This window comes from Treponema pectinovorum (genome assembly GCF_900497595.1).
Classification (GTDB): Bacteria; Spirochaetota; Spirochaetia; order Treponematales; family Treponemataceae; genus Treponema_D; species Treponema_D pectinovorum.
This window is the reverse complement of the sequence record NZ_UFQO01000001.1, coordinates 211283-236060: the sequence shown is the minus strand read 5'-3', so window position 1 is coordinate 236060 and position 24778 is coordinate 211283. Positions and strand designations below refer to the sequence as shown.

Genomic DNA, 24778 nt, shown 5'->3' with positions numbered 1-24778 from the left:
TCTTAAAAAGATGCCACCTTCTTTGTTTTAAAATTGCTTCCCGCCTGAATATGAGAAGTAAAATTCTTAGTAAAAATATGATTTCCTCTTCTCTCATCGGCTAAAGTAAAAAAATAATAGCCGGTTTTTGGAGGATTTGCCGCGGCTTCTAAAGCGACCAGTCCAGGATTTGAAATTGGAGTTGGAGTTAATCCTGCCCACTTGTATGTATTGTAAGGCGAATCTATCTTTAAATCTTCATACTTTATGACATCAGGATGAGGTTTTCCCATTATTTCCGTAATGACATATTCAATCGTTGCACAGGAATAAAGACCAATGTTTTTTTGAAGCCTGTTTGTAAAAACGCTTGCAATCAAAGGGGCTTCTTCTTCAAGGCGATATTCGCGCTCTACGATTGAAGCTAAGATAACAGTTTTATAATATTCACTTACAGTTTTTCCCTGAAACTGAGGAATTGTATTCACTTTGGAGAAAAAATTATTGACCATCATATCGAGCACTTTTGTTGCATCCATATTTGGAGTAAAAAAATAAGTGTCGGGAAATAAAAAGCCCTCAAAATTTTTAGCAGGGATAGAATATTTTTTTAAAAGAGATTCATTTTTTGAAGCAAGGATAAAATCATCTTTGCTACAAACACCCTTTTCCTGTAAAATCTCTGCAATTTTTGAAGTTGTAAGTCCTTCTGGAAAAACGGTTTTTATGTATTCGTTCTGACCAGATTCCAGCAAAGCCAATATTTGCTTTACAGACATATCAGAAGAAATTTTATAAACCCCAGATTTTAGAGAATAAGGATTTGAATGAGCAAAAACAAAAGGGAATCGAGAAGAAAGATAAAAAAACTTCTCTGAACGGATGAGATTTTTCTGTTTTAAAATATGAGCAATTTTTTTTGCACTCGTTCCAGCAGGAATCTCAACCCGAATTTTTTCTTCCGTTTTTTTTAATGAAAGGGGAACGTATAAGTTCACAAACGAAAGCCCCAGAAGAAAAAAGATTACAAAAATCGGTAAAATTAAGAATATTTTTGAAGTAAAAGATTTTTTTTTCATAAATAAAATTTTTCAACCTCATCGATTGACATATTACTGTAAATAAACAACTCCAATTTTCTAGCGAACGCTTCTAAACCTTCTGGAAGTTGATTTTGATTTTTCCTTAAAAATTTTGCAAGAAGAGCGGTTTCATTTTCCGAAAAATTATAATTAAAACTCGACTCCAACTCAACTTCGCGCATTGGCTCATCATCCATTTTTAAACTCATAAATAAACTCTCTTTTTTTTATAAATCAAAATAAAATGCAACCTTTTACAAATAGTTTTATCTTTTTATGCCATTTTTTATTGAATTAAAATATTCAACCTAAAATATTCCATAAAATATAATATAATAAGTAATTTTTTCCCCGTCATTTTAAATTGTAGCGATTAGTTAAAATATTTGAAAAATTATATGAACACATAACGCAGAAAGTAAATTGATAAAACTCTAATCTGAAAAATCCATTTTTGATTTTTATGGAAAGACAATTTTAGATAAAAAAAGCCTTGAATTAAATTTTCAAGGCTCAACTGGGGAGTGAAGGATTCGAACCTACGAAGCACTAGGCAGCAGATTTACAGTCTGTCCCCTTTGACCACTCGGGAAACTCCCCAATAAAAAAAGCTGCCTGAAGGACTCGGACCCTCGACCCCGAGATTACAAATCACGTGCTCTACCAACTGAGCTAAGGCAGCATTTTTAATATTTCTCGCAAGCATTTAAGTCTTAACTCAAATATCTTGCGTAACGTGCTAGTAATATAACAAACGACCAAAAAAGTGTCAATATCGTTTTTAGCAAATTTTATTTAATTTTTAAATCTGGGCGCAATTTTTCTGCACCATTTATGTAAATAGGTTTTACAGTTGCCTCGTCTTCAAGATAAGAAGTTATTAAAACCCTTATCATTTTTTCAGGTGAACCTTCGATATCGACTTCTTGACTGCAAAAAAGAGGAACTTCAGAAACATCTATTCCGCAATCCCCGCCTTTTCTAAGCGCAGAAGCAGGATTTAGCACTGTTAAATCTTTTGTAAGCGTAAATTGAATGGAAACTATATCTTTTGCTAAAATCTTATTTTCTTTAAATATTTTAGAACAAAGTTCAATAATGTTTTTTGTGATAGATTCTTTTGTGTTTTGCGCGCCAGTTGCTCCGCGAATTCCGTAAAGTCTCATAAATTTTCCTTTTTATTTTAATTCATTTAACGATTTTATAACTTCTGCAGTTGTTGAATTTGAAAAGAGCGAATTTAATTCAGGATATTTTTTTAAGAGCTCGCCTATTTTTTCCAATTTTTTTAGAGAACGCTCATCGCTCATAATTCTTTGAGATTGCTCATTTGCCGCTTCTGCCAATTTTTTGTCGATTAAATCCTGAAATTTTTCATAGGAATTTTTTGCAATATTATAGAGATTTAAATCTGGAACGGAAGCATTTTTTACTGTAACGGAAGTCACTTTTACAAGCGGATATTTTTTAGAAAAATCTAAATCTTTTAAAATTTCTTGTATGTCGTAAGAAGCGATTACAGTATTTTCGTTCATTTTGATTATGTATTGACTTAAATCCTGCGAAATTTTTGCTCCAGTTGCTTCAAGAAAATTGTCTAATTCTTCCTGATTTTTTACATTTTCGTTTTTAACCAAGTCAACCAGATTTTCTTTTTCAATTTTTAGGTAAATGTCAAAATCAAATTTGTATTTAAAATCAGGGTTTCCCATAACCAGCGATGAATAAATATCAGCAGAAGGAAGAGCACCTGTAAAAGACTTTCTGCAAACATAAGGTTCTAATGAAAAAACATAGAGACTTGCATTTTTTGGAATGACTTTTTCCCAGCGCCAAGTAAATTTTGAATTTTCAATTACAGATTTATATACTCCAGAAGTTTTAGAAGTCATAACTGCATATTTTCCTGCTGGAACAGAAAAACTTACAAACCCCAAATAAAAAACAAAACCTGAAAACAATAAAACTATTACAATGCTGATAAAACCCTTTTTCATACCCCACCTTTTTATATATAATAAAGTAAGCAATTTTATAACAAAACAATGCTCAAAAACAAGATGAAAGATTCTAAGAAAAAATCACATTCAAAAAGAATAATTAAAATCTCACAATTTTCTATTTTTAGAAAATTACCAACTCTCTTATCGCTTACAAGACGAGGTTTCTTTTTTTTCCTTTTTTTGCTGATTGCACAACTTTTTCTGTTTTTTTCTGGAAATGTTCAAAATTTTTTGGATGAAAATTTAAAGTTAATTCTCTTTCTAAGCTCTTGCACTGCGATTGGAATGGCATTTTTCGCTTTAGCAGCGACTATTGAATGCATTTATTACATAGTTGCTACAAAAAAACTTTTTTTTTATGTTCATCTTGTAATTTTTATTGTATTTTTTGTCTTGGCTTTAGCGATAAGCCTTGCAACAAATTTTGTAGAAGTTCTTACAGAAGGAATTTGATTTTTACAAGATTGAAAGCATTTTTATAAGGGTGATTTACTTGAAAAAGATACGAATACCAGACGAATTAAAAAAAATGAATGAAATATTTGCCGCAAACGGTTTTGAAGCATATCTGGTAGGCGGCGCGGTTAGAGATATTTTGCTTGGGAAAAAAGCGAGCGACTGGGATATAACGACAAATGCAAAACCTCAAGATGTTACAAAGCTTTTTAAAAAAGTTATACCAACAGGAATTGCACATGGAACTGTAACCGTTTTTTTTATGAAAAAGCAGATAGAAGTTACAACGTACCGTTTTGACGAAGGTTATTCAGACGGAAGGCACCCTGACAAAGTAATTTTTTCATCTTCTTTAAAAGACGATTTAGGCAGGCGCGATTTTACGATGAATGCAATCGCGGCAAGCCTAAAAGATGGACACATAGAAGATCCTTACGATGGACAAAAAGACATTAAAAATAAAATCATAAAAACTGTAGGAAACGCACACGAAAGATTTTTAGAAGACGGCTTAAGACCTGTAAGATGCTTGAGATTTGCAAGTCAACTGGATTTTAGTATAGAAAAAGATACATATTCAGCGATATTTGAAGATGAAATTCAAAAAAAAATCGCTTCAATTTCGCTGGAACGTTTTAGGGATGAGCTCATAAAGATAATGGAAAGTCCCTTGCCTTCAAAAGCGCTTTTTATGATGGAAGAAACAGGAATTTTAAAACAGTTTATTCCAGAATTAGCGCAATGTCGCGGAGTAACACAAGAAGATGTACGGGGATTTCATCATTATGATGTTTTTGACCACAGCGTTTATTCATGCGATGGGGCTCCTCAAGACAATTATATAGTTCGCCTTGCAGCCTTGTTGCACGATGTCGGAAAAGTTGATGCAAGAACCGTATCGATAGAAGAAAATCCTTTTAAAAAAGGAGAAAAAGTGGAATTGATTCACTTTTGGAGACACGAAGAATATTCTGAAAAAAAAGCAGAAAAGATTTTGACAAGATTAAAATTTTCAAACGTACAGATTGGTAAAATTTGCCATCTGATAAAAGAACACATGTTTTATTTTGAGCCAACTTGGACAGACTCCGCAGTTAGAAGATTCATAGTTCGAGTTGGGCTTGATTATATCGACGACCTTTTTGCCCTTAGGATTGCAGACAATTACGGTAAAAATCGGGAAAAGGCAGGTCCTTTAAGTCCTGTTACAAAAAATATTTTGGAATTAAAAAAACGAATCCAAAAAATTGAACAAGAAAATTCTGCTTTAAGTTTAAAAGATTTAGCAGTAAATGGGAAAGATTTAATCTCACTAGGGATAAAACCTGGAAAAAAAATTGGAATAATCTTGGACGAACTTTTGCAAACCGTTCTCGACGACCCGGCCATGAACGAAAAAGAAAAACTTCTAAAAATCGCACAGAATCTAAAATAAAGAGTTCTCTTCGATTCCCCTCACTACAAAAGTGCGATTTTTTAGTTTTTTATATTGAAAGAATGCATTTATAAAATCTATTCGCTTGTTTTTCTATAAAAAAATTTTCTTTCATCATCGTCCATGTCGGCTATTATGCTTTCAATATCTTCTATGAGCCTTTTAAAAATTGGCAATTTATCGACAATGCAAAGCCTATAAAAACTTTCTGTTCCTTTTTTTGTTAAGTCCACAATCCCTGCATCTTTTAGTAACTTAAGGTGATGACTTATTGCTGGCCTGCTTAAAAGGCTCTTTGCGGCTAAATTTTGAACATTTATTCCTTTAAATCCTGCATCGGCAAGATCCAAAATCAATTTTTGTCTTACCTTATCGCCCAAGGCGGTAAAAAGCGGACTACATTCTTCAAAATTTTTTATAGCCGACTGCATCTTTTCTTTGTGTATCATAATGTCCTCTTATTTTTACAAATATAAAAAATATTGATTTAAAAGTCGAGTTTCCTCATAAAAATATCAAAAATGAATGCATTGTTATGCAATTTTTTATTGACCTTTAAAGCAAAAAGAAATTATATTTGGTTTATTAGTTTAATCTTTTAGACGAATATAATTATTATGCGCTTTTATCATTTTTAGCAAGTATTTTTTTTCGGAGGTTTTATAAATGTTAAAAAAGCTACTACATCACCCAAAAATCATTATGACAACAAGCATAATCCTTACAATTTTGCTTGCAATTCCACTTTCTACGATAAGGATAGAAAGTTCTATCCGCCAGTTTTTTCCGCAAAATCACGAAGCATACAGACGCCTTAACAAAACTGAAGACAAATTTGGAAGCATGATAAACATAGGAGTTTCCTTTGAAACACAGGGAGAAACTATACTTACAAAAGAATACGTTGAAACTATAAGAAAGATTACAAGTGATCTTGAAAATGTTCCCAACACTTCAAATATTCAATCGCTTGTAAATATTGACTACATAGAAGGCAACAACGGCACAATCAATGTTGCCCCTGTTTTAGAAAAAGATATTTCCGAGCCAATTACAGATGATGATCTTGCTTTAATTCAAGAAAGGCTTACCGCTTGGGAAGATATGTACAACCTCGTAGTTATAAGCAAGGACGGAAAAGGAACTCAACTTGCATTAAACGTAGATCCAAATGTTGACCTTGCAACACAGCAAGAAGCGTTAAAACAAGTTCGCTCAATTGTCATGGAAGATGTAAAAGGTACTGATTTGGATGTAAAGATTTATGGTGATCCTGTAATTTCTGAAGACGCAAAATCTTATCTTTTGTCAGACCTTACGGTTTTAATTCCTCTTGTAATTCTTGTAGTTTTAATATCGCTTTATTTTTCATTCAGCACGATGGACGGCACAATTCTTCCTCTAATAACAGTATTGATGAGTACAGTTTGGTCTGTTGGAATTATGGCTTTAACTGGAATTGAATTTTCTCTCGTTTCTTCTGTAATTCCTGTAGCACTGATAGGTTGTGGTTCAGCATACGGTATACACGTTTTAACGCACTATTATATCGCGGTAGACAAACAGACAGAAATAAACAAAAAAGAAAAAAAAGAATTTACAAAAGAAAGCCATTTGCAAACGATAATACAAGGTCTTGATAACGTTTGGATTGCAGTTCTGCTTTCTGCGGTTACAACCGTTGTAGGTTTTATATCACTTGTTACAAGCCCTATTCGTCCTCTGTTTAGTTTTGCAATTTTTACCGCATTAGGAATTTGTTTTTCATTATTGCTTTCTGTAACGGTCATTCCTGCGATGCTTTCTTTTAAAAAGATTGAAAACATCGGAAAGCGAAGTCGTCGCATGGAAAGAATTACAGCAAAGGTAAAACGCCGCCTTGAAAAAGTTGAAACTTCAAAAATCAAAAAAGAAACCGCAATGATAATCGCTTCTGATATGAGCGACGACCAAAAATTTGATGCGACAATCACTACTCTAAAAAGAGCTGTAGATGACCAAGGCTTAGGCGGAACTTTATACAGCATCTATCATTTTTTCTGTGGCACAAAACCAAGGATGATAATTTTTTCGGTAATAATTGTCATTTTTTCTGCTTTAGGTCTTTCAGAATTGGTAATTGACACTTCGATGGTAAACTACTTTCCAAAAAGCAGCCGTCTAAGACAGGATATAAACTATGTAAACGAAAATTTTGCTGGAACAAATGCAGTCTATCTTTTGATAAAATCCCCAGCTTCAATAAAAAAAGAAGAAGCACAAAAACTTTACGATGAGGCAGATTCGCTCAGGAAATCTTTTGAAGGTAAAGAAATTGATGAAGCAACAAAAAACAAAATTGAAGATTTAACACAAAAAGCTGATTCACTGCTTGCAGAAAGTCGCACCCTGCCAGATATGACAAATCCACAAGCTCTAAAAGCGGTCGACAATATGGAAAAATGGATTACAGATAAATATCCGCTTGTTGGAAAAGCAGTGTCTTACACGGATTCCATAAAAAGAATAAACCAGACTTGGAATGCTCCTGGTGCACAGCTTGCAAGCGAAGAAACTTCATCCACAGGCGAAGCATTTGAAGATGATCTGGGAGACTTTGACTTTGCAGATGACCTTGGAGATTTTGGGCAAGGAGTTTCTACAGTAGAAACACAGCAACAAGTGGATTTTACAGATCCAAACAAAGCGTATCAAGAAAAGCTGGAGCAGAATTTGACAGGAAAAGATATTCAGGATTTGCTTGCAAAAGCATATTCGCTTGCAGGTGGAAAAAGAGCAACTGTTGAAGATTTTGTAAAAACTTTGCAAAGAGAGATGAATTATAACGGCAGTGCTTTCTATGAAATTCCTTATGAACCAGAAAAATACATGAAAGCAAAGCGCGAAGAACTGTCTGGCATAATTTCCAACTATACTATGATGCTTGGCGACTCAATGAAGCGTTTTACAGATGACCAGACAAACTATACCCCAACAGAAATAAGAATGCAGGTTCAAATAAAAACCAATTCTACGCAGGAAGTTGGGAAGATGTTAAAAGGTTTTGAAAAATATGCAAAATCTCATCTACCAGAAGGATACTTTATGGAAGCAACTGGCGAAGGCGAAATGGAATACGTTATGACAAACCTTGTAGTTTCCAGCCAGACAACTTCCCTTTTAATGTCGCTCTTGTTGGTTTTCATAATAATTTCTATAAGCTTTAAATCTGCTATTGCAGGTTTTATAGGTGTAATTCCTCTGGCATTTACAATCATCTTAAACTATATGGTCATGGGCTTTACAGGAATTAAACTCGATTTGATAACGAGCATAATTGCCTCTGTTGCGATTGGTGTTGGAATAGATTATACGATTCACTTTATGACTGAATATAAATCGCTGCGTCAAAAAAGCGACAATCTCGAATACTGCACAAAAGAAACTTTCCGTTCCAGTGGCGCCGGAATAATAACAAATGCGCTTGCGGTTGGACTTGGATTTTTGGTTTTGTGCTTTAGCAAATTCGTCGTATTACGCTACATTGGAATACTCGTTGCAATAGTTATGTTTACAAGCTCAACTCTTGCTATGACAGTAATTCCGGGGCTTTTTAACCTGTTTGACCCACAATTTTTGCACAAAGGAAAGCCAAAAGCATGGGCAACAACCGATTCTACAGAAAATTAAAAACAAATAATTTGGAGGAAAATATGAAAAAAATTATTTCAAAGTTTTTAGCATTGAGTTTTACAATTTCTCTCTTTGCAATGGACGGAAAAGAAGTTGTACAAAAAGCATTGGACGTAAAAGACCCTGCATTTACACAAAGTGCAGTTCAGATGGATTTGATTGAAAAAAATGGTGCTAAAGAAACCAGACTGGTTCGCCAATATGGGCGTTCAAAAGACGGAATCAAAGCGGTGGTTATGGTATTTTTAAGCCCAGCTTCTGTAAAAGACACCAGATTTTTGTTGCAAGAAAATAAAGGCAACTCTCCAGACGACAAATTTATCTATCTGCCAGATTTGCGTTCAACAAGAAGAGTTTCTACAGCAGAAGGTTCAAAATCATTTATGGGAACAGACGCTTCATACGATGACCTTTCAACAAGGGATATTGATGTAGACACCCATGAACTTTTAAAAGAAGAGACAAAAAACGGTTTTAACTGCTACGTTGTAAAATCTAAAGCGATAAATCCTTCCGACAGTCAATATGGCTGGAGAATCCAATGGATTGATAAGGAAACTTGGGTTCCTGTTTATGCGGAACTTTATGACAAAAAAGGAGAATTATTAAAAGTTTTGACTGTCGAAAAACTGGAAAAGATAACAGGAGAATCTGGACAATCTTACGATATTCCAACTTTAAACAGCATGAAAAACGTACAGACAGGACACGAAACAAAACTCGAAATCAAAAAAATTGTAGTAGACAAACCAATTCCAGATAGAGTATTCACACAAAACTTTTTAAACACTGGAAAATAAAATAAACCAATTCCTGACAGAATATTCACACAAAACTTTTTAAACACTGGAAAATAAAATAAACCAATCCCTGACAGAATATTCACACAAAATTTCTTGAACACAGGAAAATAAAATAAAAATGGGCTGCCTAAAAATAAAAAGCAGCCCGTTTTTTTTATAAGTTTTTTATGAAACTTAGTTTACAAAATCTATTTGCGTTAGGCTATGGAGCCACGCCGTAGGCGGCCACTGGACTGAACGAGTGCAACGAGTGAAGGAAGCGGCTGGAGCGATAGCGCAATGGCGGAACAGCCGGCGGCACAACTTTTTAGTTGTGCCGAAACGCCCTCTCAAAAAAGAGATTTTTACATAAAGTTTTTATAGGTTTCTGCAATGATTTTTATGCCTTCGTCAACTTCCTTTTCGTCGCCACCGTAATTTATGCGCAGGCACTTTGAATAGTGCGGATGATTTTCGATTGGCGGAAGGAATTTTTTGTCGTTTCCAAAGAAAAAATATTCGCCAGGAACTACGATGACTCCTTTTTCTTTTAATCTGGAATAGAACTCAAGAGTCGGGATTTTTAGGTCTTTCATCAAAAGCCACTGGAAGATTGAACCTTCGCTCTTGTGCACGCTGTAAGGTGTTGAATCAAAATGCCTTTTAAAAGACTCCAACGCTTTTTTCGATTTTTTTTCGTAATACGGGCGCACAAAATTCTTTGCATTTTCGACAAGAGTTCCGTTTTTTATCAAATCTTCTGCAAGTGCCTGCCCAAAAGAACCGCTTGCAAGGGAAGCGATTGCATTCAGGTTTGAAAGTGCTGTTACGATTTGTTTTGGTGCGATTATTATTCCTGTCCGTAATGAAGGTAGCCCTATTTTGCTTAAACTCATCGAAAGTATTATGTTTTCGTCGTAATAAGGAGTTGCAGAATCTGTAAAGATGATATTTGGCCAGGGTAAGCCATACGCATTGTCGATTACAAGCGGAATCATATATCGTTTTGAAATTGAAGAAAGTTTTTCGATTTCATCGTCTGTTAAAACGTTTCCTGTTGGGTTTGTCGGGCGGGTTACGCAAAGAGCTCCGATATTATGATTTTTTTGCATATAATCTTCGAGCAAATCGAAATTGACGTGATATTTAAAACTGTTTTCACCGTATTCTTGCCAGGTTGCAGGAATGCTTACAAAAGTGTCTTCTTCTATCGATTGATCGCAATAGCCTATGTATTCTGGTGCAAGCGGAAAAACTACCTTTTTTTTGATTGTATTAGTTCCCTCTGTAAAAGTTCCAGAAAGAAGATTAAAAAGATAAAAACAAGCGCTTTGACTTCCGTTTGTTATTGCAACATTTTCCGCAGTTATGTTCCAGCCATAAGCTTTTGAAAGATATTCTGCAACTGTTTCGATGAATAGCATCCTTCCTTGAGGGCTATCGTAAAGTCCTATAAGTTTTTCAAATTCATCACCGTTTTGCATTATCTTATTCATTTCGTTTCGATACATTGCAGAGATTTCTGGAATCATCGCAGGGTTTCCGCCACCGAGCCTGTAGGGTTTTACACCTTTTGGCAGAGGGCGGCCAATGTCGTCCATCAACTGTAAAATTCCTGATTTGCTGCAAAGTTTATTTCCAAAATCGCTAAAATTCATCCTAAAATTTAACCTTCAACTTTTATTTTTTCTTTTTGAACTTCTCGTTCGATTTCGCTTTTTTGGGTTTTTACAAGGATTTTTCCTTTTGATAAATCTACGACAACATTTTTGCTTTCTTGCACTTTACCTTCGAGTATCAAAAGTGAAAGTTGCTCTTCTATTTCGTTTTGAATAAGCCTGCGCATAGGTCTTGCACCCATCGAAGGCTCATAGCCGTTATCCAAAAGATATTCCCTTGCCTTTGGTTTTACAACAAGCGAAAGTTGCAATTCTGAAAGCCTTGATTCGAGTTCTTTAAGCTGAATATCGAGAATTGAAGAAATCTGTTTGCGGTTTAGAGCGTCAAAAACTACTATGTCGTCTATTCTGTTCAAAAATTCTGGACGCATTATTCGCTTTAATTCTTCCATAGCGTTGGCTTTTATTTCTGTGTAAGGCAAAAGTCCATCCTGGCTGGAACTAAAGCCCAGTCTGTGTTCTGAATTTACTTGTCTGGCACCAGCGTTGCTCGTCATTATTATGACGGTATTTCTAAAGTTTACTGTATGACCAAAATTGTCGCTCAACTCACCTTCTTCTAGCAGTTGCAAAAGCAGATTAAAGACATCCGGATGTGCTTTTTCTATTTCGTCGAGCAAAACAACGCTGTACGGATGCTGTCGAACTTTTTCTGTAAGAATTCCGCCTTCGTCAAAACCAACATATCCTGGAGGCGCGCCTACCAAACGGCTTGCATTGTGCTTTTCCATATAGTCGGACATGTCGATTCTTATTAGAGAATCTTTTGTTCCAAATAAAAATTCTGCAAGCGATTTTGCAAGTTGAGTTTTTCCAACACCTGTTGGACCTAAAAATATGAATGACCCCAAAGGTCTGTCAGAAGAACTTACACCTGCCCTGCTTCGCCTAATTGCACCGCTTAAAACCTTTATCGCTTCATCTTGACCTATTACGCTTTTGTGCAAGTAATTTTCCATAGAAAGAAGCCTGTGTGCTTCGTTTGCATCTAATTGCTCAAGCGGAATTCCAGTCATGTTTGCAATTATCGCGCAGACATCTTTTACACTTACTTTCTTTTTTAATGAACTGGAATTATTTTTCCAATAAGTTGAAAAATCTTCCAATTTTAATTTTAATTCACGAACTTTATCGCGGATTTCTGCGGCTTTTTCATAATTCTGATTTGCAACAAGTTCTTTTTTTTCGCTGCTAAGCTGTTCAATAGATTTTTCAAGTTCTGCAAGCTCTGTCGGTTGAGCTGATTCATTTATTTTTTTTGCGCTTCCAGCCTCATCCAAAATGTCTATCGCTTTGTCTGGTAAAAATCGCTCTGGAATATAGCGCTCCGCAAATTTCACGATTGTAGGAATTACGTCATCATCGTAGCAAACTCCGTGAAATTCTTCATATTTTTGTTTTAGTCCATTTAAAATTTCTATCGTATCATAAAAAGAAGGCTCTTCAACTTTTACACTTTGGAATCGCCTTTCCAATGCAGTATCTTTTTCAAAATACTTGCGATACTCTTTTGTCGTCGTAGCACCGATTATTTGAATTTCTCCACGGCTTAAAGCAGGCTTCAATATGTTGGAAGCATCCATTGCACCTTCTGGACCTCCAGCACCGATTATCGTATGTAATTCGTCTATGAATAAGATGATATTTTTATCTTCAAGGATTTCTTTCATCATCCTTTTCATTCGCTCTTCAAATTCGCCTCTATATTTTGTTCCTGCAACCAAAGCTGCCATATCAAGCAGGAGAACTCTCTTTTTTAAAAGATTGAATGGAACATTTCCCTTTGAAATCTTTTGGGCAAGCCCCTCGACTATCGCAGTTTTTCCAACTCCAGGTTCTCCGATTAAAACAGGATTATTCTTCGTCCTTCGGCTTAAAATCTGAATGACTCTATCGATTTCTTTTGAACGACCAACGACAGGGTCTAAAGCATTCTCTTTTGAAAGAGCAGTTAAATCTCTGCTGAATTGTGATAAGAATGAAGATTGTTGCGTGTTTTGTTTCTTTTTTAAATCTTTAAATTCTGGAGAGAAGGCTTGATTTTGGAAAATTTCCGTGCCATCAGAAATTTTTTGTGCAGTGTTTTCAATCTGATTTAATTGATTAAAGTTCATATTTGCACTGGAATTAAAATGCTCTTGAACATTTTTTGCTACATTTCTTAGGATATCAGTTGTAATTTCCTGACGAGCAAAAAATTTGTACGATGCACTTCCTTCTTCTCTTGAACTTGCAATTAAAAAATGTTCCGTTCCAATATAATCGTTTCTTAAAGTGCTTGATTCTAGGGCTGCAATATCCATAACAGTTCTAAGCCTTCTCGAAAGCGGCAATTCTGAAAGCTCATTTATCGCATTTCGAACAACAAGGCTCTGCTCTATTGCAAGTTGAAAGGTCAAAACGTTGAGCGCTAAATCTTGAAGCATCGTGTATCCAAGCCCATCTGCCATTTTTAAAAGAGCAAGCAAAACATGTTCTGGCAAGAGTTCTGTTGAGCCACTTCTGTGCCCTTCGTCCTGTGCCAAAATAAATATTCGTTGTATTCTAGGTGAAATTTTCTTCATACTCATTTTAATCTACTGATAAAATCCAAGATTTTCAAATCAAATTAATTACAAATAACTTGAATTTTTGACTGCGTTCCTCTATTCGCAGATTTTTAGGTTTTCAAACGAATCCTGCATCACAAGGGAGCGAAGCCTTGCCGTTTGTTTTTTTTCGTCATTTGCTATGTCTATAGGAAAATTAAATTTTCCATTTTTTAAAACTGCTCCAAGATGTGCTTCCTGAATGCGATAAAGTAAAGCTGTAAGTGTTGAATCTTCAATTCCGTCAATTAACGAAAGATTTTTTCCCCATTTTATATCAGAAACTATGCTGAGCGCATCTCTAAGGTTAAAAATTAAAGCAAATTTTGCGTGAGAAAAACTCTTTAAAATTCTATCTGTTATTTCTGTAGTGTGTTTTTGCAAGATGATGTCACGATTTTTTCTTTCTGCATCGATAACAGATTTTATGATTCCTGTAAAATCCGCAAGTTGCTCAACTTCCGAGCCTGTCCCTGAATTTGTTGAACTTAAATCATAAAAACTGCCCAAACTTCCGCCATGCTCTACAGAATTTCCAAATGCACTGTCAATTCTTATGCCTTTTGCTCTTAAATCATCTGCTAAAGGACCTATATTACGCAAAAATGCTGTCGATGGAAGATGGAGTCTCGCTGTTATCTTCATTCCACTGCCAGAATTTTTGGGATTTGCCGTTAAATAACCAAAATCGTAACTCGCTGCAAACTGCAAACTATTTTGCAAAAGCTCGTCTATTTCGTGTGCAGAATAAAAAGCCTTGTCACAATCCATACCTGCAACAAAACAGCTTATCCTAAGGTGATCTTCGTCGTTTATAGTGCAGACCAACCCTGAATTTGGAGCTTTTCCGTTTGTGCGCATCACAAAGCCTGCTCCTGGAGAATTCAAAGTTGACTGTTTTATCAGTCCTCTTTCTATCAACATTTTTGCACCCCAAGGAGTCAAACTTGCAACAGAAATGGTTTGATATATGTCATCTTTTTGGCTTTTTAAAAATGCGTCAAAAATTAAAGACTGCACGCGAACAGCATCATCATTGCGAAATTTTTGAGGAAAAGGAAAATCTGCCAAATTTCTTGCAAGCCGAACTCTCGTCGAAAGAACGACATCTCCAGATTTGCCTGAAAAACTATACCATTCAGATGCCTGAGTACAAGAATCTGAAATCATTTTTTCACTCATCAATTTCTCCATTATTGACAGGAGTTTTTTCTAGAGCACGCAAGTAATCTCTGTATACAGCAGCTTTTTCGTAATCTTCTTTTTTTATTGATTCTTCAAGTTTGGTTTGCAAGACAATTCTATCCGTCAAAACAGAACGAAAATTTGAAAGCCTGTGTGGCATAAGACCAGTGTAAGAGCCTGTTATGCCTTGTTTTTTAAGAAGTGTGCGGATTTCATCTTTAAAAATTGAATAACACTCGCCACAACCAACTTTGTTCTTTTTGATTTCCGCAAGGCGATTCCCACACACTGGACAAGCTTTATTGTCGTTTTCTGCAATTTTATTGGAAACATCTGTAAACTCTTTTAACAAAGAATCCATCACTTTGTGATTTCCAGTTATTCCAAGCCTTTGTGAACATTCTCTACAGAGATTCAGTTTTTTTCTTATAACAGGACCTTGCAATTCTATAAAAACAAAAGCCTCATTTTTTTGACAAAAATCACAATTCATATATAAAAATCCCCACCTTCTAATTATAACTCAAAAGATACAAAACCCTCGCCGATACGTCAAAGTTTTTTCAAATTTTCAATCGGTTTTTCCATTCCAGCTTTAAATGCAGGAAAACTGCTGACAAAAATAGAAAGCAAAAGCGTTCCTGAGCCAACTACTACAAGTTGAAAAAATGGAATCGATAGCGGAATATTTTGAAGATAAAACGCCGGATCTAAAATATGCAAAGGTTCTACAAAAGAAGCATCTCCTGTAGAAATGATAAATAAAAGTTTTTTTAAAAAAGTAAGAGTTTTTTCGATGATACTTAAAATTCTTGCAAAATTTACAGCACACAAAAGCCCCAAAGGAATTCCAACAAAAACACCAAGAGCTCCAGTTACCATGCCAGTAATCAAAAATGAAAAACTTATTCCAGAAGGTGTTGCCCCTAAACTTTTTAAAATTGCAATTTCTTTTCGCCTTTCCATAACCAGCATAACGAGCGCACTAGAAATATTTACGCTCGCAACGAGAACTATCAAAAGCATTATGAACAAGAGCATAATCTGTGTTGAAGAAAAATTTTCGTATTGGGAAGAATTCAATTCATTCCACTTGTAAACACGAGTAAAAGGCGGCATCAATTTTTCGACAGAAGCGAGAGTTTTATCTAATTCGTATGAAAAAGGATCTGAAGTTTCTATTCCGAGCATGATTTCGCTAGAAGAAAGTTGCAAAATCGAAAAACCAGTTTTTAAAGGTACAAAAACCCAAAGAGCGTCCAATTCCTGATAACCGCTAGATACAATCGCAGAGACTTTAAACTTTGTTATCTTTGGAATAATTTTGCCAGAAGCAAGCTTTACCGTCGTGATTAGCCTTATGCTATCTCCTGCATGAATCGAAAGAATCTGTGCTATTTTTTTGCCGATTACCGCATTTTTTCCTTCTTCCAATACGATATCTTTTGCGGCTTTTATTTCTTCAGTGCTTTCTATCAATTCAAAAAGCTGTGAAAACGCTGGATTTTTTGAAAAAATATCATTTTCGACACAGCGGATTGAAGCCCCTGTTCTTCCATTTTCTCCAGAAGCAAGGCCAACAGATTGAATTTCAGAATAAACATTTTTTACTCCATCCAAATCCTTTACATTTTTCGAAAATTCCTGCAAGGTTTTCAATGAAAAATCTTCTTCCAAAGTTTGAAAATTCAATATGGCACAAAGGTGCGATGTAGAAAGGGAGATGATTCTGCTGGTCATTCCTTCTATCATTCCATTAGAAACAGTCATTACCATCACCAACGGTATAAGGCTTAACGCTATGCATAAAAAAGCGCCAAAGAGAGAACGCCTGGCATTTGACATCTTATTTTTTTTAGGAAAAAGCATCCTGTAAGCATATAAAATACTCGCTTCAGTTTTCATGTAGAGAGCCTTCCTTTATTGAATAGATAAAATCTCCTCTGCTGGCTAGATTCATATCATGGGTTACCAAAAGCAAAGTTTTATCGTATTTTTCTGCCATAGAAAAAAGCAACTCGCCTATCATAGTAGCATTTTGAGGATCCAAATTACCTGTGGGTTCATCTGCAAGAATCAATTCCGGCTCGTTTATCAAGGCTCTGGCAACTGCAACCCTCTGCCGCTCGCCACCAGAAAGCTCAGAAGGAAGGTGTGATATTCTGTTTTCAAGGCCAACATCTTTTAAAAGCAACTTTGCTTTTTCCATTGCGCCCTTTTTCTTTATTCCAGACATGTAAGCAGGAAGAAAAACATTTTCCAAAGCGGTAAAATCTTTTAACAAATAGTGAAATTGAAAAATCAACCCCAAGTATTTTGAGCGATATTCTGAAATTTCTTTTTCATCGAGCGAAGAGATTTCGTAAGGTCCCACTTTTATAAGACCACAGGTCGCCTGGTCCAAGCCTGCAACTATGTTCAAAAAAGTGCTTTTTCCACTGCCGCTTTCTCCCACTATTACAACTTTTGAACTTTTGTATATATCTACATCGAGATTTTTTAAGATTGTCAATTTTTCGCCTTCTGACGTATATGTTTTTTCAAGATTTTTTATCTGAATTATCTTTTCATTCATCTCGCATAACCTCCGAAACCGTAAGTTTTAAAATCGCCTTGCTGGCAACCCAACTGGCAAGCAACGCAGAAAAAATTCCAAACACGGTTATTAAAAGAACCTCTCCCGCCAAAACTCTCGGCGGAATATTTGCATAAATCATATACATTGGATTTTCGCGAATATACTGTGCATTCAATGGCGAAATAAGACTAGTCGCAAAAAGTTGAAAAAAGTATACAATTTTAGACATTATCATAAAAACTATAGGCATTTTTATGCTCAAAAGTAAACCAAATGCAAGCCCCGGCAGAGCGCCTTTTATTCCAGTGATAAAACCTTGCATTATAAAAATTGATTGTATGTCTTTTTTTGTTCCACCCAAGGCTGCAAAGACAGAAATTTCTTCTCGTCTTTCGTAAACCATTCTCCGCATTGCATTAAAAATATTTACAGCAACAACGACAAAAATTATAAAAACCAAGAGAAATAGCAAATTCTTTTCTATTTTTAAAGTTGTAAAAAATGAGCGATTATAACTTTTCCAAGATTCTATCTGCAAATCTGGAAATTTTTTCTTTAATATGCTTACAACTCTTTCGTCAGAAGAACTATCGTAAAGTTTTAAAGCATATATTTTTTTTGCATCTCCCAAGTATTTTATGCCATCTTTTAGACTTATAAAAGCATAAGAAGAATTTATATCTGCGTATCCTGTCCTGAATAAACCGTTCACTTTAAAAATTCTATCGCTCGATAAAAGTTTTACGTCGTTTCCGCCAGAAAGAGCGAAAAGATTCACTTTGCTCGAAGTTCGAATTCCAAGTCGGCGTGCAAGGTCTGTTCCGAGAATTATTGAATCTTCATCCTCTAAATTAAAAGTGCCTGACCAGATTTTTGCTTCTTTTTTAAAACCATCATCCCTTTCCATTATGTCAAACGGGATTGCCCTTATCAAAGCCGCTGCCTGAGTTCCATTTTTTGAAACCATAAGGGTCTGCGCTTCATAAAAAGGGAAAAAAGTTTTTATTTCTGGCATCGCTTTTAGGAATTCTTCAAACGACGCTTCGTTATTTTTCTCCACTCCAGAAATCCTTACATGATAGGAACTTACTTCGATTATGGAATCTATAAAACTCATCTGAAAACCGTTCATAACAGAAATCACGGCTATCAAAGTCATAACACCAAAACATATTCCAAGCGAAGAAAGCATTGAATTGACTTTGGAACGACCTTTGCGGTCAACCTTGCTGAATCTTCTGGAAACAAAAAAAATCCATTTAAGTTGAGAAAAAAAACTGTTAATCGTTTTCAAAAATTTGCCTCCGCACTTCGTTTCCATTCAAAAAAACAATCTCCTCAACTTTAATTCCATCCTTAAATTCGCTTACGACAGAAAATTCTTCATCAAAATACAAAGTCTGCGTGAAATCAGTCTGTGTAGTATATATCAATTTCTCTCTCAAAACGCCGTTTTCATAAAAAAAAACATTTGGATTTGAATAAGCACCATATTTGTATTCGTAGGTGCGAGTTCTTTTTGTGATGATTTTTTTTCCTGCTTTGTTTAAATCTTGAAAATTTTGAATGATTTTTTTTACAGAAAGCCTGCCTTGATTATCGTACGAAAAAGTCAACTCGCTGTCTTTTTGCAAATACTTTTTTTTATCCTTATCTTCTTCGTAATGATATTTTTCTATCGAAGCGATTTTTCCGCTTGGCAAAAATTGAGTTTCTTCATAGCGATTTTCATCAAAAAACTCAGTTTTGCTCGTTTTTAGGACTTCGTTTCCGCTATAAAAATATTCTGTAAGGCTTTTCTTTTTTAAACCGTTAAAAGTTGCAGGATTATTAAAAACCTCTTTTTTTAGAATAGTATAATCTTTGGTGTAAGTTCTTCGGACAAGCAAATCTGTTGATGATGAAGTTAGAACCAAATTTTCATTTCTGTCCTTGTCATAAATAGACAAACTTTCTTTTTCGTGTATGAATTTTCTTAATTGTCCAGTTCTTAAGCGATTTATAATATCTTTTTCTTCTTTATACTCACTAAGTCCTTCCTCATCTTTGCCGTCGAGTGCAGAAAGCAAGGAAGTTTCAGGAACATCGCTGGCAGACTTTTTTTGCTCCACCACAGATGATAAATCTTGCGAAAAAAGAGAGACTAAAAGAAAAATGGAAAAAACAATTAAAAAGTTTTTTTTATAAGAAAATAAATTCATCACAGCGTAAAAACTCATCTTCCGACAAAATCTTTTACATAATCTTCCACATTGAACAAGTGGATATCCTGATATTTTTCTCCAGTGCAGACAAACCAAACTGGAATATTCAACTCTTTTCCGATTGAAAATATCATTCCGCCTTTTGCTGTAGAATCGTATTTTGTTATAACCAGAGCATCCACGCCAACCGCTTCGTTAAAGATTTCTGCCTGCCGAACAGCGTTTTGTCCTGTAGTGCCGTCGATAACTAAAATTTTTTTGTAGCAGCCCTCATCCGCTTTTGAAAGGGAAATTCTGTCGATTTTTTGAAGTTCTCGCATAAGGTTTTCTTTATTGTGCAATCGCCCTGCGGTGTCTGCCAAAACTATAGCGCCAGACATCGCTCTTGCCGCATCGGCTGCATCAAAAACAACAGCAGAAGGATCGTTTCCTTTTTTGTTACAAACTATTCGAATTCCTATTTTTTGAGCATGATTTTCCAATTGCTCCTCAGCAGCCGCTCTGAAAGTATCTGCTGCCGCTAAAATAACTTTCTTATTTTGATTTTTTAATTGATTTGCAACCTTTGCAGCCGTTGTGGTTTTGCCAACGCCGTTTACGCCCAAAAACAAAAAAATGTTAGTTTTAGAATCGTCAATTTCAAAGTCAAAAGTTTTTACATAAGAAGAAAGCATTTTTTTCAATTCTTCTACAACGCTTTGTTCATCGCTTATCGATTTTTTTTTGCAAAAATCCTTTAACTCTTCTGTGATTGAATACGCAATCTTCGCTCCAATATCGCCTTCGACCAAAATGTCGGTCAATTCATCAAAGAATTCAAAATCTATTGCAGAAGACGAAAATAAATTTTTTAATTTTTGAGCAAAACTCGATTTTGACATATACACTTTTCTTATGGATAAAAACTGCAAATCCGCACGATTTTATCATAAACTCCTTACAATTTTATTTTTTGATCTTTGCCGTTGCAGGTAAAACCTGATTCGCGACAAAAAGATACCTAATCATTTCAAAAACAAACCAGGCACCCGCAGCACACGAAACTCCAGAACAATAGTACGAATACTGCTGCCACTTGATGACCTCATCATAACTTGCCCTGCCTCTGCTGTAAGAATTATTGTAGGCGGTGAAATTTCCAACGGTATAAAAAGTCGGAATCAATGAGCATATTAAAACAGAATAAGCAGTGTACATTTTTTTTCTCTGCTTTTCTATTTTTTGTTTGCGCTCAAAAGGCTCAGCGTTTACGATTAAAGAAGCGCCGTCAAAAGCGAGATTTTCAGGAATATAAACAAAGGCTTTTTCTTGTTGCAGGTCTGAAAAAATCGCAAGTATTGGTTTTCCATTAACAGAAGCACTTGTAACAGGATTTTCTTCAGAAATCTCAGAAGTTTCAATCGCTCTAAAATAAAAAATGCCTGGAATCATTTTTTTTAAAGCTAATTGAAGATTTCCAGAAGTCAAAGGTTTTAATTTTGACCTTACTACAAACAATTCTTCTCCAGAGAAAGAATAAGTTATCCGCTGAACTTCATAACCTGGCGATGATACTGAAATTGAATGGATGCCCGCCTCAACTATAAAATCTTGTTTTGCTGGAAGTATAACTCCATCTACGCTTACAACCGCATCTTTTCGTGCTTGTTCGGGTTCAATTTCGACCCTTATTTTTACCGGTAGAGAATTTGCAACAGAAGAAGAAAGTTTTCTTGCCAAATTTTGAGCGACAGAAATCAAATCTGAAGAATTTCCAACTTCCATCACAGAGGCAGAAAGCCTTGCACCCGGAAAAACATACAAATTTACAAAAACACTCAAGTAATCGCCGTATACTGTTATTTCGCCAGTTAAAATTCCATTTATTTTAGAATCCGTAACTTCTTTTGAAAAAGCATAACTTTCTATTCCTTGCAATAGTGCTTTTTGTGTAGGCTCAAAAAGCTTGGAAGAATCGTTTTTATAGAGGATTATGGTTTCACTCTCTTCTTTTTCCTCTTCTTCCCTTCTAAAAAAGGGGAATGGGAATGAAAGTGAACTTTGCCTTTCATTTGGATTTTCATCGATAAAATTTTCCCCATTTTCTCGTGCTATTTTTGGTTCGTATTTTTTTTTGACTTCAAAAGCTGATTTTATATTTTCATCGATTTTTTTTTCAATTTCTTTTATCTTTTCTTCAGCTTGTGTTATGAGTTTTTTCAATTTTCTTGGATTATCGTTTGAAAGAACAAGTGCATCGCGAGTTTTATTTTCTTTTGACAACTGCAAAAAAAGAGAAAGCCTTTCTGTTTGCAAAGCATCAAGTTTTCTGTCCAGCTCTTCTTGAAACGAAATAGTTCTGAGTGAATTCTCTGCAATCTGCTCTAAAATCAACTGCGGAAGAACGGAAGAAATTTGGCTGTTTGCTTGAGATTGATTTTCCTTCTGTTTAAAATCGAATTTTAGGCTTGCCAATGTCCATTTTTCTGCCTGCAAAATCGAAAAACCATTTAATATCACGAGAAAAGCAATTTTTTTTGCAAGACCGAATCGATTCATCTTTACTAGTTTTACATTTCCTCATCTGAATCTTTTTCATCAGATGAAAAACCTTTCCACTGCGCCTGCAAGAAAGAATCTATAAAACTGTCGATATCTCCGTCCATAACCGCTTGAATATTTCCTTCTTCGTGTTTTGTGCGATGATCTTTTACCATTGTATAAGGCTGGAATACGTAAGTTCTAATTTGATTTCCCCAAGAGATTTCTTTTTTTTCTGCACCAAACTTTGCGTTTTCCTTTTCTTTTTGCTCTTTATAAAGTTGATACAGTTTTGCTTTAAGAATACTCATAGCAGTTGCTCTGTTCATAAGTTGAGAGCGCTCTGAATCGCAAGTTACAACAATTCCTGTTGGAATATGAGTAAAGCGAACCGCAGAGTCAGTCTTATTTACATGCTGACCGCCTTTGCCGCCAGAACGATATGTGTCAACTCTCAAATCTTCTGGTCTTATGTCAACTTTTATTGTGTCATCGAGTATTGGAAATATAAAAACAGAACTAAAAGAAGTGTGCCTTCTTGCATTTGAGTCAAACGGCGAAATCCTTATGAGTCGGTGAACTCCTGCTTCGCCCTTTAATTTGCCATAAACATAGTCGCCTGTAATTTGAATCGTAGTAGATTTTATTCCGCCCTCGTCTTCCTGCAAATCAACGGTTTCCATTTTAAAACCATTTCTCTCTGCCCACCGCAAATACATTCTGCTGAGCATATAGGCCCAGTCGCAAGCTTCTGTTCCGCCAGCACCAGAATGAATCGTAAGGAAGCAACCATTCTTGTCTACTTCCCCAGAAAGCAAATTCAAAATTGAAAGTTCTTCAAATTTTTTTTGCGATTTTTCAAGTTGACTTCTTATTTCGTCTTCGATTTTTTGGTCGTTTTCTTCCATTGCAAGTTCATATAGAGTTTGCAAATCTTTAGTTTCTGCAATCAGTTCCCGCCAAGGTTCAACCCGACCTTTTAAGTATTTTAATTCATTCATCACTTTTTGGGCATTTTCTGTATCATCCCAAAAACCTGGCAAGGCAGAAATTTCTTCTTTTTCCTTTATCTTTTTATCGATTGAATCGTGGTCAAAGACGCCCCCAAACAGAATCAATGTCGTTTTTTAAATTTTGCAAAGGCTCTTTTAATTCTTCAAGCATAGTTTCCCCTGTTTTGATCTATCGTGTTTTTATGTCTAATCTTCTATTGAGTCGTTTTCAACTCCAATTTTTTTTAAAGCATCTTGTTTTTCTCCAGAATGAAAATCCAAAGTTACACCTTGAAAAATTGCCTTTTTCCACTTTTTTTTATCCATCTGGGTAATCGCAAAATTGCCGTTAATTGGAAATTGATATATTCGCAAAGTGTCGTAGTAGTCTGTTTCGTTGTCGAGATACCTTTTTAAAATTGAAAGTTGATTTTCTGAAATATTAAAATTTTCCCAACAGGCACGCTGAACTTTTTTAAAGCCAAACCTGACAAGAATCTGTGAAATTGCCTTAGCACTATCTATTCCACCTGGATCAAGAACTACAGACACGAACATACATTAAAGAATAAAGTAAAGGGCTTTGCTTGTCAAATAGGCTAATTTATTGCATTATATACCTATATGCGTATTTTCAAGTTTGCACTTGTTTTTTTTATGGCAGTTTCAATCAAAATATTTTCCGCTGGTGCTGATGAAGTTTCACAAAATCAATCTAAGCCAATCGCAGAGATGATTTCTTCCGTAGCGGTATCTTCCAATAAGATAAAAATCACATGGAAAATACCAAAGTCAAATTTACAAATCGATTCATTCTTGATTTATAAAAGTAAAAGACCTTTTTTAAATTCCGTTCTCCAAAGCGATAATATCGCACAAATTTCTGCAAATGCTTCGTCTTATGTAGATACGGTAAAAGACTTTAGCGAATATTATTATGCTGTTATTGCAAAATTAAAAGACGGTTCAATTTATGACATCGTTTTGCCTTCTGTCAATGCAACAGTAAAAGGAGTTGCGGTGAGCAGAGCTCAAAAAGAAATCTCAATATCGCAAGAAGAAATTGAAGCAAAGACACAAAAAGTTTATCCAAATGGGAAAAGCAGAGAAATTCCTTTGCCGTACCTTGATATGATAAAAAATTTGGAAAAAAAGCCAAATAAACTTTCTTTGCAAGTTATGCAGCAAGGAAAAGAACTTGCAGGGAATTTTAAAGATACAAAAAAACAAAAACTTTCACCATATTTTTTTGAAGAAGACCTTTATACGCCTTACGGTGGCGATGACTTTTATCTTTTTGAAATATTAAAAAATTATTTTGTAAAAAAAGACTACGAAAACGCCGTTATAGAATTGCAGAATTTTTTGACCGTAAACAGAAGCGAAGAAACCACAAATAGAGCAAGTTTTTATATCGCACAATCGCAATATTTTTTAGGCAACTACAGGCACGCGCTTTCTATGTTTTTATTTACAGAAGACACATATCCCATTCTTTCAAAAAAATGGATAAACTCGACTTTAGATTTTTATTCTATTCCTAAAAATTGAGCAATCCAAAACAAATAAAAAAGTTCATCAAATTTTTAATCGTAAAAAAAATCAAAAAAAATCGCTGTTTTT

The 24778-nt window shown here is 35.1% G+C and carries 22 protein-coding genes and 2 tRNA genes; 5 read left to right on the top strand and 19 right to left on the bottom strand.

Annotation, left to right across the window (positions count from 1 at the left end; all coding sequences use genetic code 11):
• Nucleotides 1–2 precede the first annotated feature (2 nt).
• The 6 genes from mltG to FXX65_RS01030 form a co-directional block, all read right to left on the bottom strand.
• Nucleotides 3–1058: an endolytic transglycosylase MltG gene (mltG, locus tag FXX65_RS01055; RefSeq protein WP_147614710.1), complete on the bottom strand. Its 1056-nt coding sequence runs from the start codon at nt 1056–1058 to the stop codon at nt 3–5.
• Nucleotides 1055–1270 carry a hypothetical protein gene (locus FXX65_RS01050; RefSeq protein WP_147614709.1) on the bottom strand — a complete coding sequence of 72 codons (216 nt, stop codon included), beginning with the start codon at nt 1268–1270 and terminating at the stop codon, nt 1055–1057. The genes mltG and FXX65_RS01050 overlap by 4 nt, the downstream gene beginning before the upstream one ends.
• A gap of 309 nt (nt 1271–1579) precedes the next feature.
• Nucleotides 1580–1661, bottom strand: a tRNA-Tyr gene (locus FXX65_RS01045).
• Between the two features lie 9 nt (nt 1662–1670).
• Nucleotides 1671–1743: transfer RNA gene (locus FXX65_RS01040), tRNA-Thr, on the bottom strand.
• Between the two features lie 109 nt (nt 1744–1852).
• Nucleotides 1853–2227, bottom strand: coding sequence for a chorismate mutase (aroH, locus tag FXX65_RS01035; protein WP_147614708.1), 375 nt, complete (start codon nt 2225–2227; stop codon nt 1853–1855).
• 12 nt (nt 2228–2239) lie between these two features.
• A complete protein-coding gene (locus FXX65_RS01030) occupies nt 2240–3058 on the bottom strand; it encodes a hypothetical protein (protein WP_147614707.1) in 819 nt (272 codons plus the stop codon).
• A gap of 48 nt (nt 3059–3106) precedes the next feature.
• Here FXX65_RS01030 and FXX65_RS01025 point away from each other — a divergent pair, with 48 nt between their 5' ends.
• Nucleotides 3107–3517, top strand: coding sequence for a hypothetical protein (locus FXX65_RS01025; protein ID WP_147614706.1), 411 nt, complete (start codon nt 3107–3109; stop codon nt 3515–3517).
• Nucleotides 3518–3566: 49 nt separating this feature from the next.
• On the top strand, nt 3567–4955 hold the full coding sequence (locus FXX65_RS01020) for a CCA tRNA nucleotidyltransferase (protein WP_408057335.1): 1389 nt from the start codon (nt 3567–3569) through the stop codon (nt 4953–4955).
• Between the two features lie 77 nt (nt 4956–5032).
• Here the strand turns inward: FXX65_RS01020 and FXX65_RS01015 are convergent, their stop codons facing one another.
• Nucleotides 5033–5404, bottom strand: a complete 372-nt coding sequence (locus FXX65_RS01015; protein WP_147614705.1) for an ArsR/SmtB family transcription factor — start codon at nt 5402–5404, stop codon at nt 5033–5035.
• A 217-nt stretch (nt 5405–5621) separates the two neighbouring features.
• On the opposite strand from FXX65_RS01015, the gene FXX65_RS01010 reads away from it, so the two are divergent.
• Together FXX65_RS01010 and FXX65_RS01005 are read left to right on the top strand one after the other, a co-directional pair.
• Nucleotides 5622–8624: an efflux RND transporter permease subunit gene (locus FXX65_RS01010; RefSeq protein ID WP_147614704.1), complete on the top strand. Its 3003-nt coding sequence runs from the start codon at nt 5622–5624 to the stop codon at nt 8622–8624.
• A 23-nt stretch (nt 8625–8647) separates the two neighbouring features.
• The gene (locus tag FXX65_RS01005; protein WP_147614703.1) at nt 8648–9427 is read left to right on the top strand and encodes an outer membrane lipoprotein-sorting protein; all 780 of its coding nucleotides are present in this window, start codon (nt 8648–8650) and stop codon (nt 9425–9427) included.
• A 347-nt stretch (nt 9428–9774) separates the two neighbouring features.
• Here the strand turns inward: FXX65_RS01005 and FXX65_RS01000 are convergent, their stop codons facing one another.
• The 12 genes from FXX65_RS01000 to FXX65_RS00945 all read right to left on the bottom strand — a co-directional run bounded on the left by FXX65_RS01000 (nt 9775) and on the right by FXX65_RS00945 (nt 23713).
• Nucleotides 9775–11067, bottom strand: coding sequence for a valine--pyruvate transaminase (locus FXX65_RS01000; RefSeq protein ID WP_147614702.1), 1293 nt, complete (start codon nt 11065–11067; stop codon nt 9775–9777).
• Between the two features lie 8 nt (nt 11068–11075).
• Nucleotides 11076–13652, bottom strand: coding sequence for an ATP-dependent Clp protease ATP-binding subunit (locus FXX65_RS00995; protein WP_147614701.1), 2577 nt, complete (start codon nt 13650–13652; stop codon nt 11076–11078).
• 81 nt (nt 13653–13733) lie between these two features.
• Nucleotides 13734–14858, bottom strand: a complete 1125-nt coding sequence (locus FXX65_RS00990; RefSeq protein WP_187116184.1) for a hypothetical protein — start codon at nt 14856–14858, stop codon at nt 13734–13736.
• Nucleotides 14851–15354 carry a UvrB/UvrC motif-containing protein gene (locus FXX65_RS00985; RefSeq protein ID WP_147614699.1) on the bottom strand — a complete coding sequence of 168 codons (504 nt, stop codon included), beginning with the start codon at nt 15352–15354 and terminating at the stop codon, nt 14851–14853. The genes FXX65_RS00990 and FXX65_RS00985 overlap by 8 nt, the downstream gene beginning before the upstream one ends.
• Before the next feature lie 59 nt (nt 15355–15413).
• Complete coding sequence (locus FXX65_RS00980; protein WP_147614698.1) at nt 15414–16766, bottom strand: FtsX-like permease family protein; 1353 nt, start codon at nt 16764–16766, stop codon at nt 15414–15416.
• Complete coding sequence (locus FXX65_RS00975) at nt 16756–17436, bottom strand: ABC transporter ATP-binding protein (protein WP_147614697.1); 681 nt, start codon at nt 17434–17436, stop codon at nt 16756–16758. The genes FXX65_RS00980 and FXX65_RS00975 overlap by 11 nt, the downstream gene beginning before the upstream one ends.
• Complete coding sequence (locus FXX65_RS00970; RefSeq protein ID WP_246104326.1) at nt 17429–18733, bottom strand: FtsX-like permease family protein; 1305 nt, start codon at nt 18731–18733, stop codon at nt 17429–17431. The genes FXX65_RS00975 and FXX65_RS00970 overlap by 8 nt, the downstream gene beginning before the upstream one ends.
• Nucleotides 18720–19550, bottom strand: coding sequence for a hypothetical protein (locus FXX65_RS00965; protein ID WP_147614695.1), 831 nt, complete (start codon nt 19548–19550; stop codon nt 18720–18722). Before FXX65_RS00965 ends, FXX65_RS00970 begins: the two co-directional genes overlap by 14 nt.
• Nucleotides 19551–19654: 104 nt before the next feature.
• A complete protein-coding gene (ftsY, locus tag FXX65_RS00960; RefSeq protein ID WP_147614694.1) occupies nt 19655–20524 on the bottom strand; it encodes a signal recognition particle-docking protein FtsY in 870 nt (289 codons plus the stop codon).
• A gap of 64 nt (nt 20525–20588) precedes the next feature.
• Nucleotides 20589–22181, bottom strand: a complete 1593-nt coding sequence (locus FXX65_RS00955) for a hypothetical protein (RefSeq protein WP_147614693.1) — start codon at nt 22179–22181, stop codon at nt 20589–20591.
• Between the two features lie 11 nt (nt 22182–22192).
• A protein-coding gene (gene prfB / locus FXX65_RS00950) for a peptide chain release factor 2 (protein ID WP_246104325.1) occupies nt 22193–23327 on the bottom strand; the annotation gives its coding sequence in 2 pieces (ribosomal slippage) (nt 22193–23257 and nt 23259–23327; 1134 coding nt in all).
• A 35-nt stretch (nt 23328–23362) separates the two neighbouring features.
• The gene (locus tag FXX65_RS00945) at nt 23363–23713 is read right to left on the bottom strand and encodes a CRISPR-associated protein Cas2 (protein WP_246104324.1); all 351 of its coding nucleotides are present in this window, start codon (nt 23711–23713) and stop codon (nt 23363–23365) included.
• Between the two features lie 99 nt (nt 23714–23812).
• Between FXX65_RS00945 and FXX65_RS00940 the strand changes: the two genes are divergently transcribed.
• On the top strand, nt 23813–24706 hold the full coding sequence (locus FXX65_RS00940; protein WP_147614691.1) for a tetratricopeptide repeat protein: 894 nt from the start codon (nt 23813–23815) through the stop codon (nt 24704–24706).
• The last annotated feature ends 72 nt before the right edge of the window (nt 24707–24778 follow it).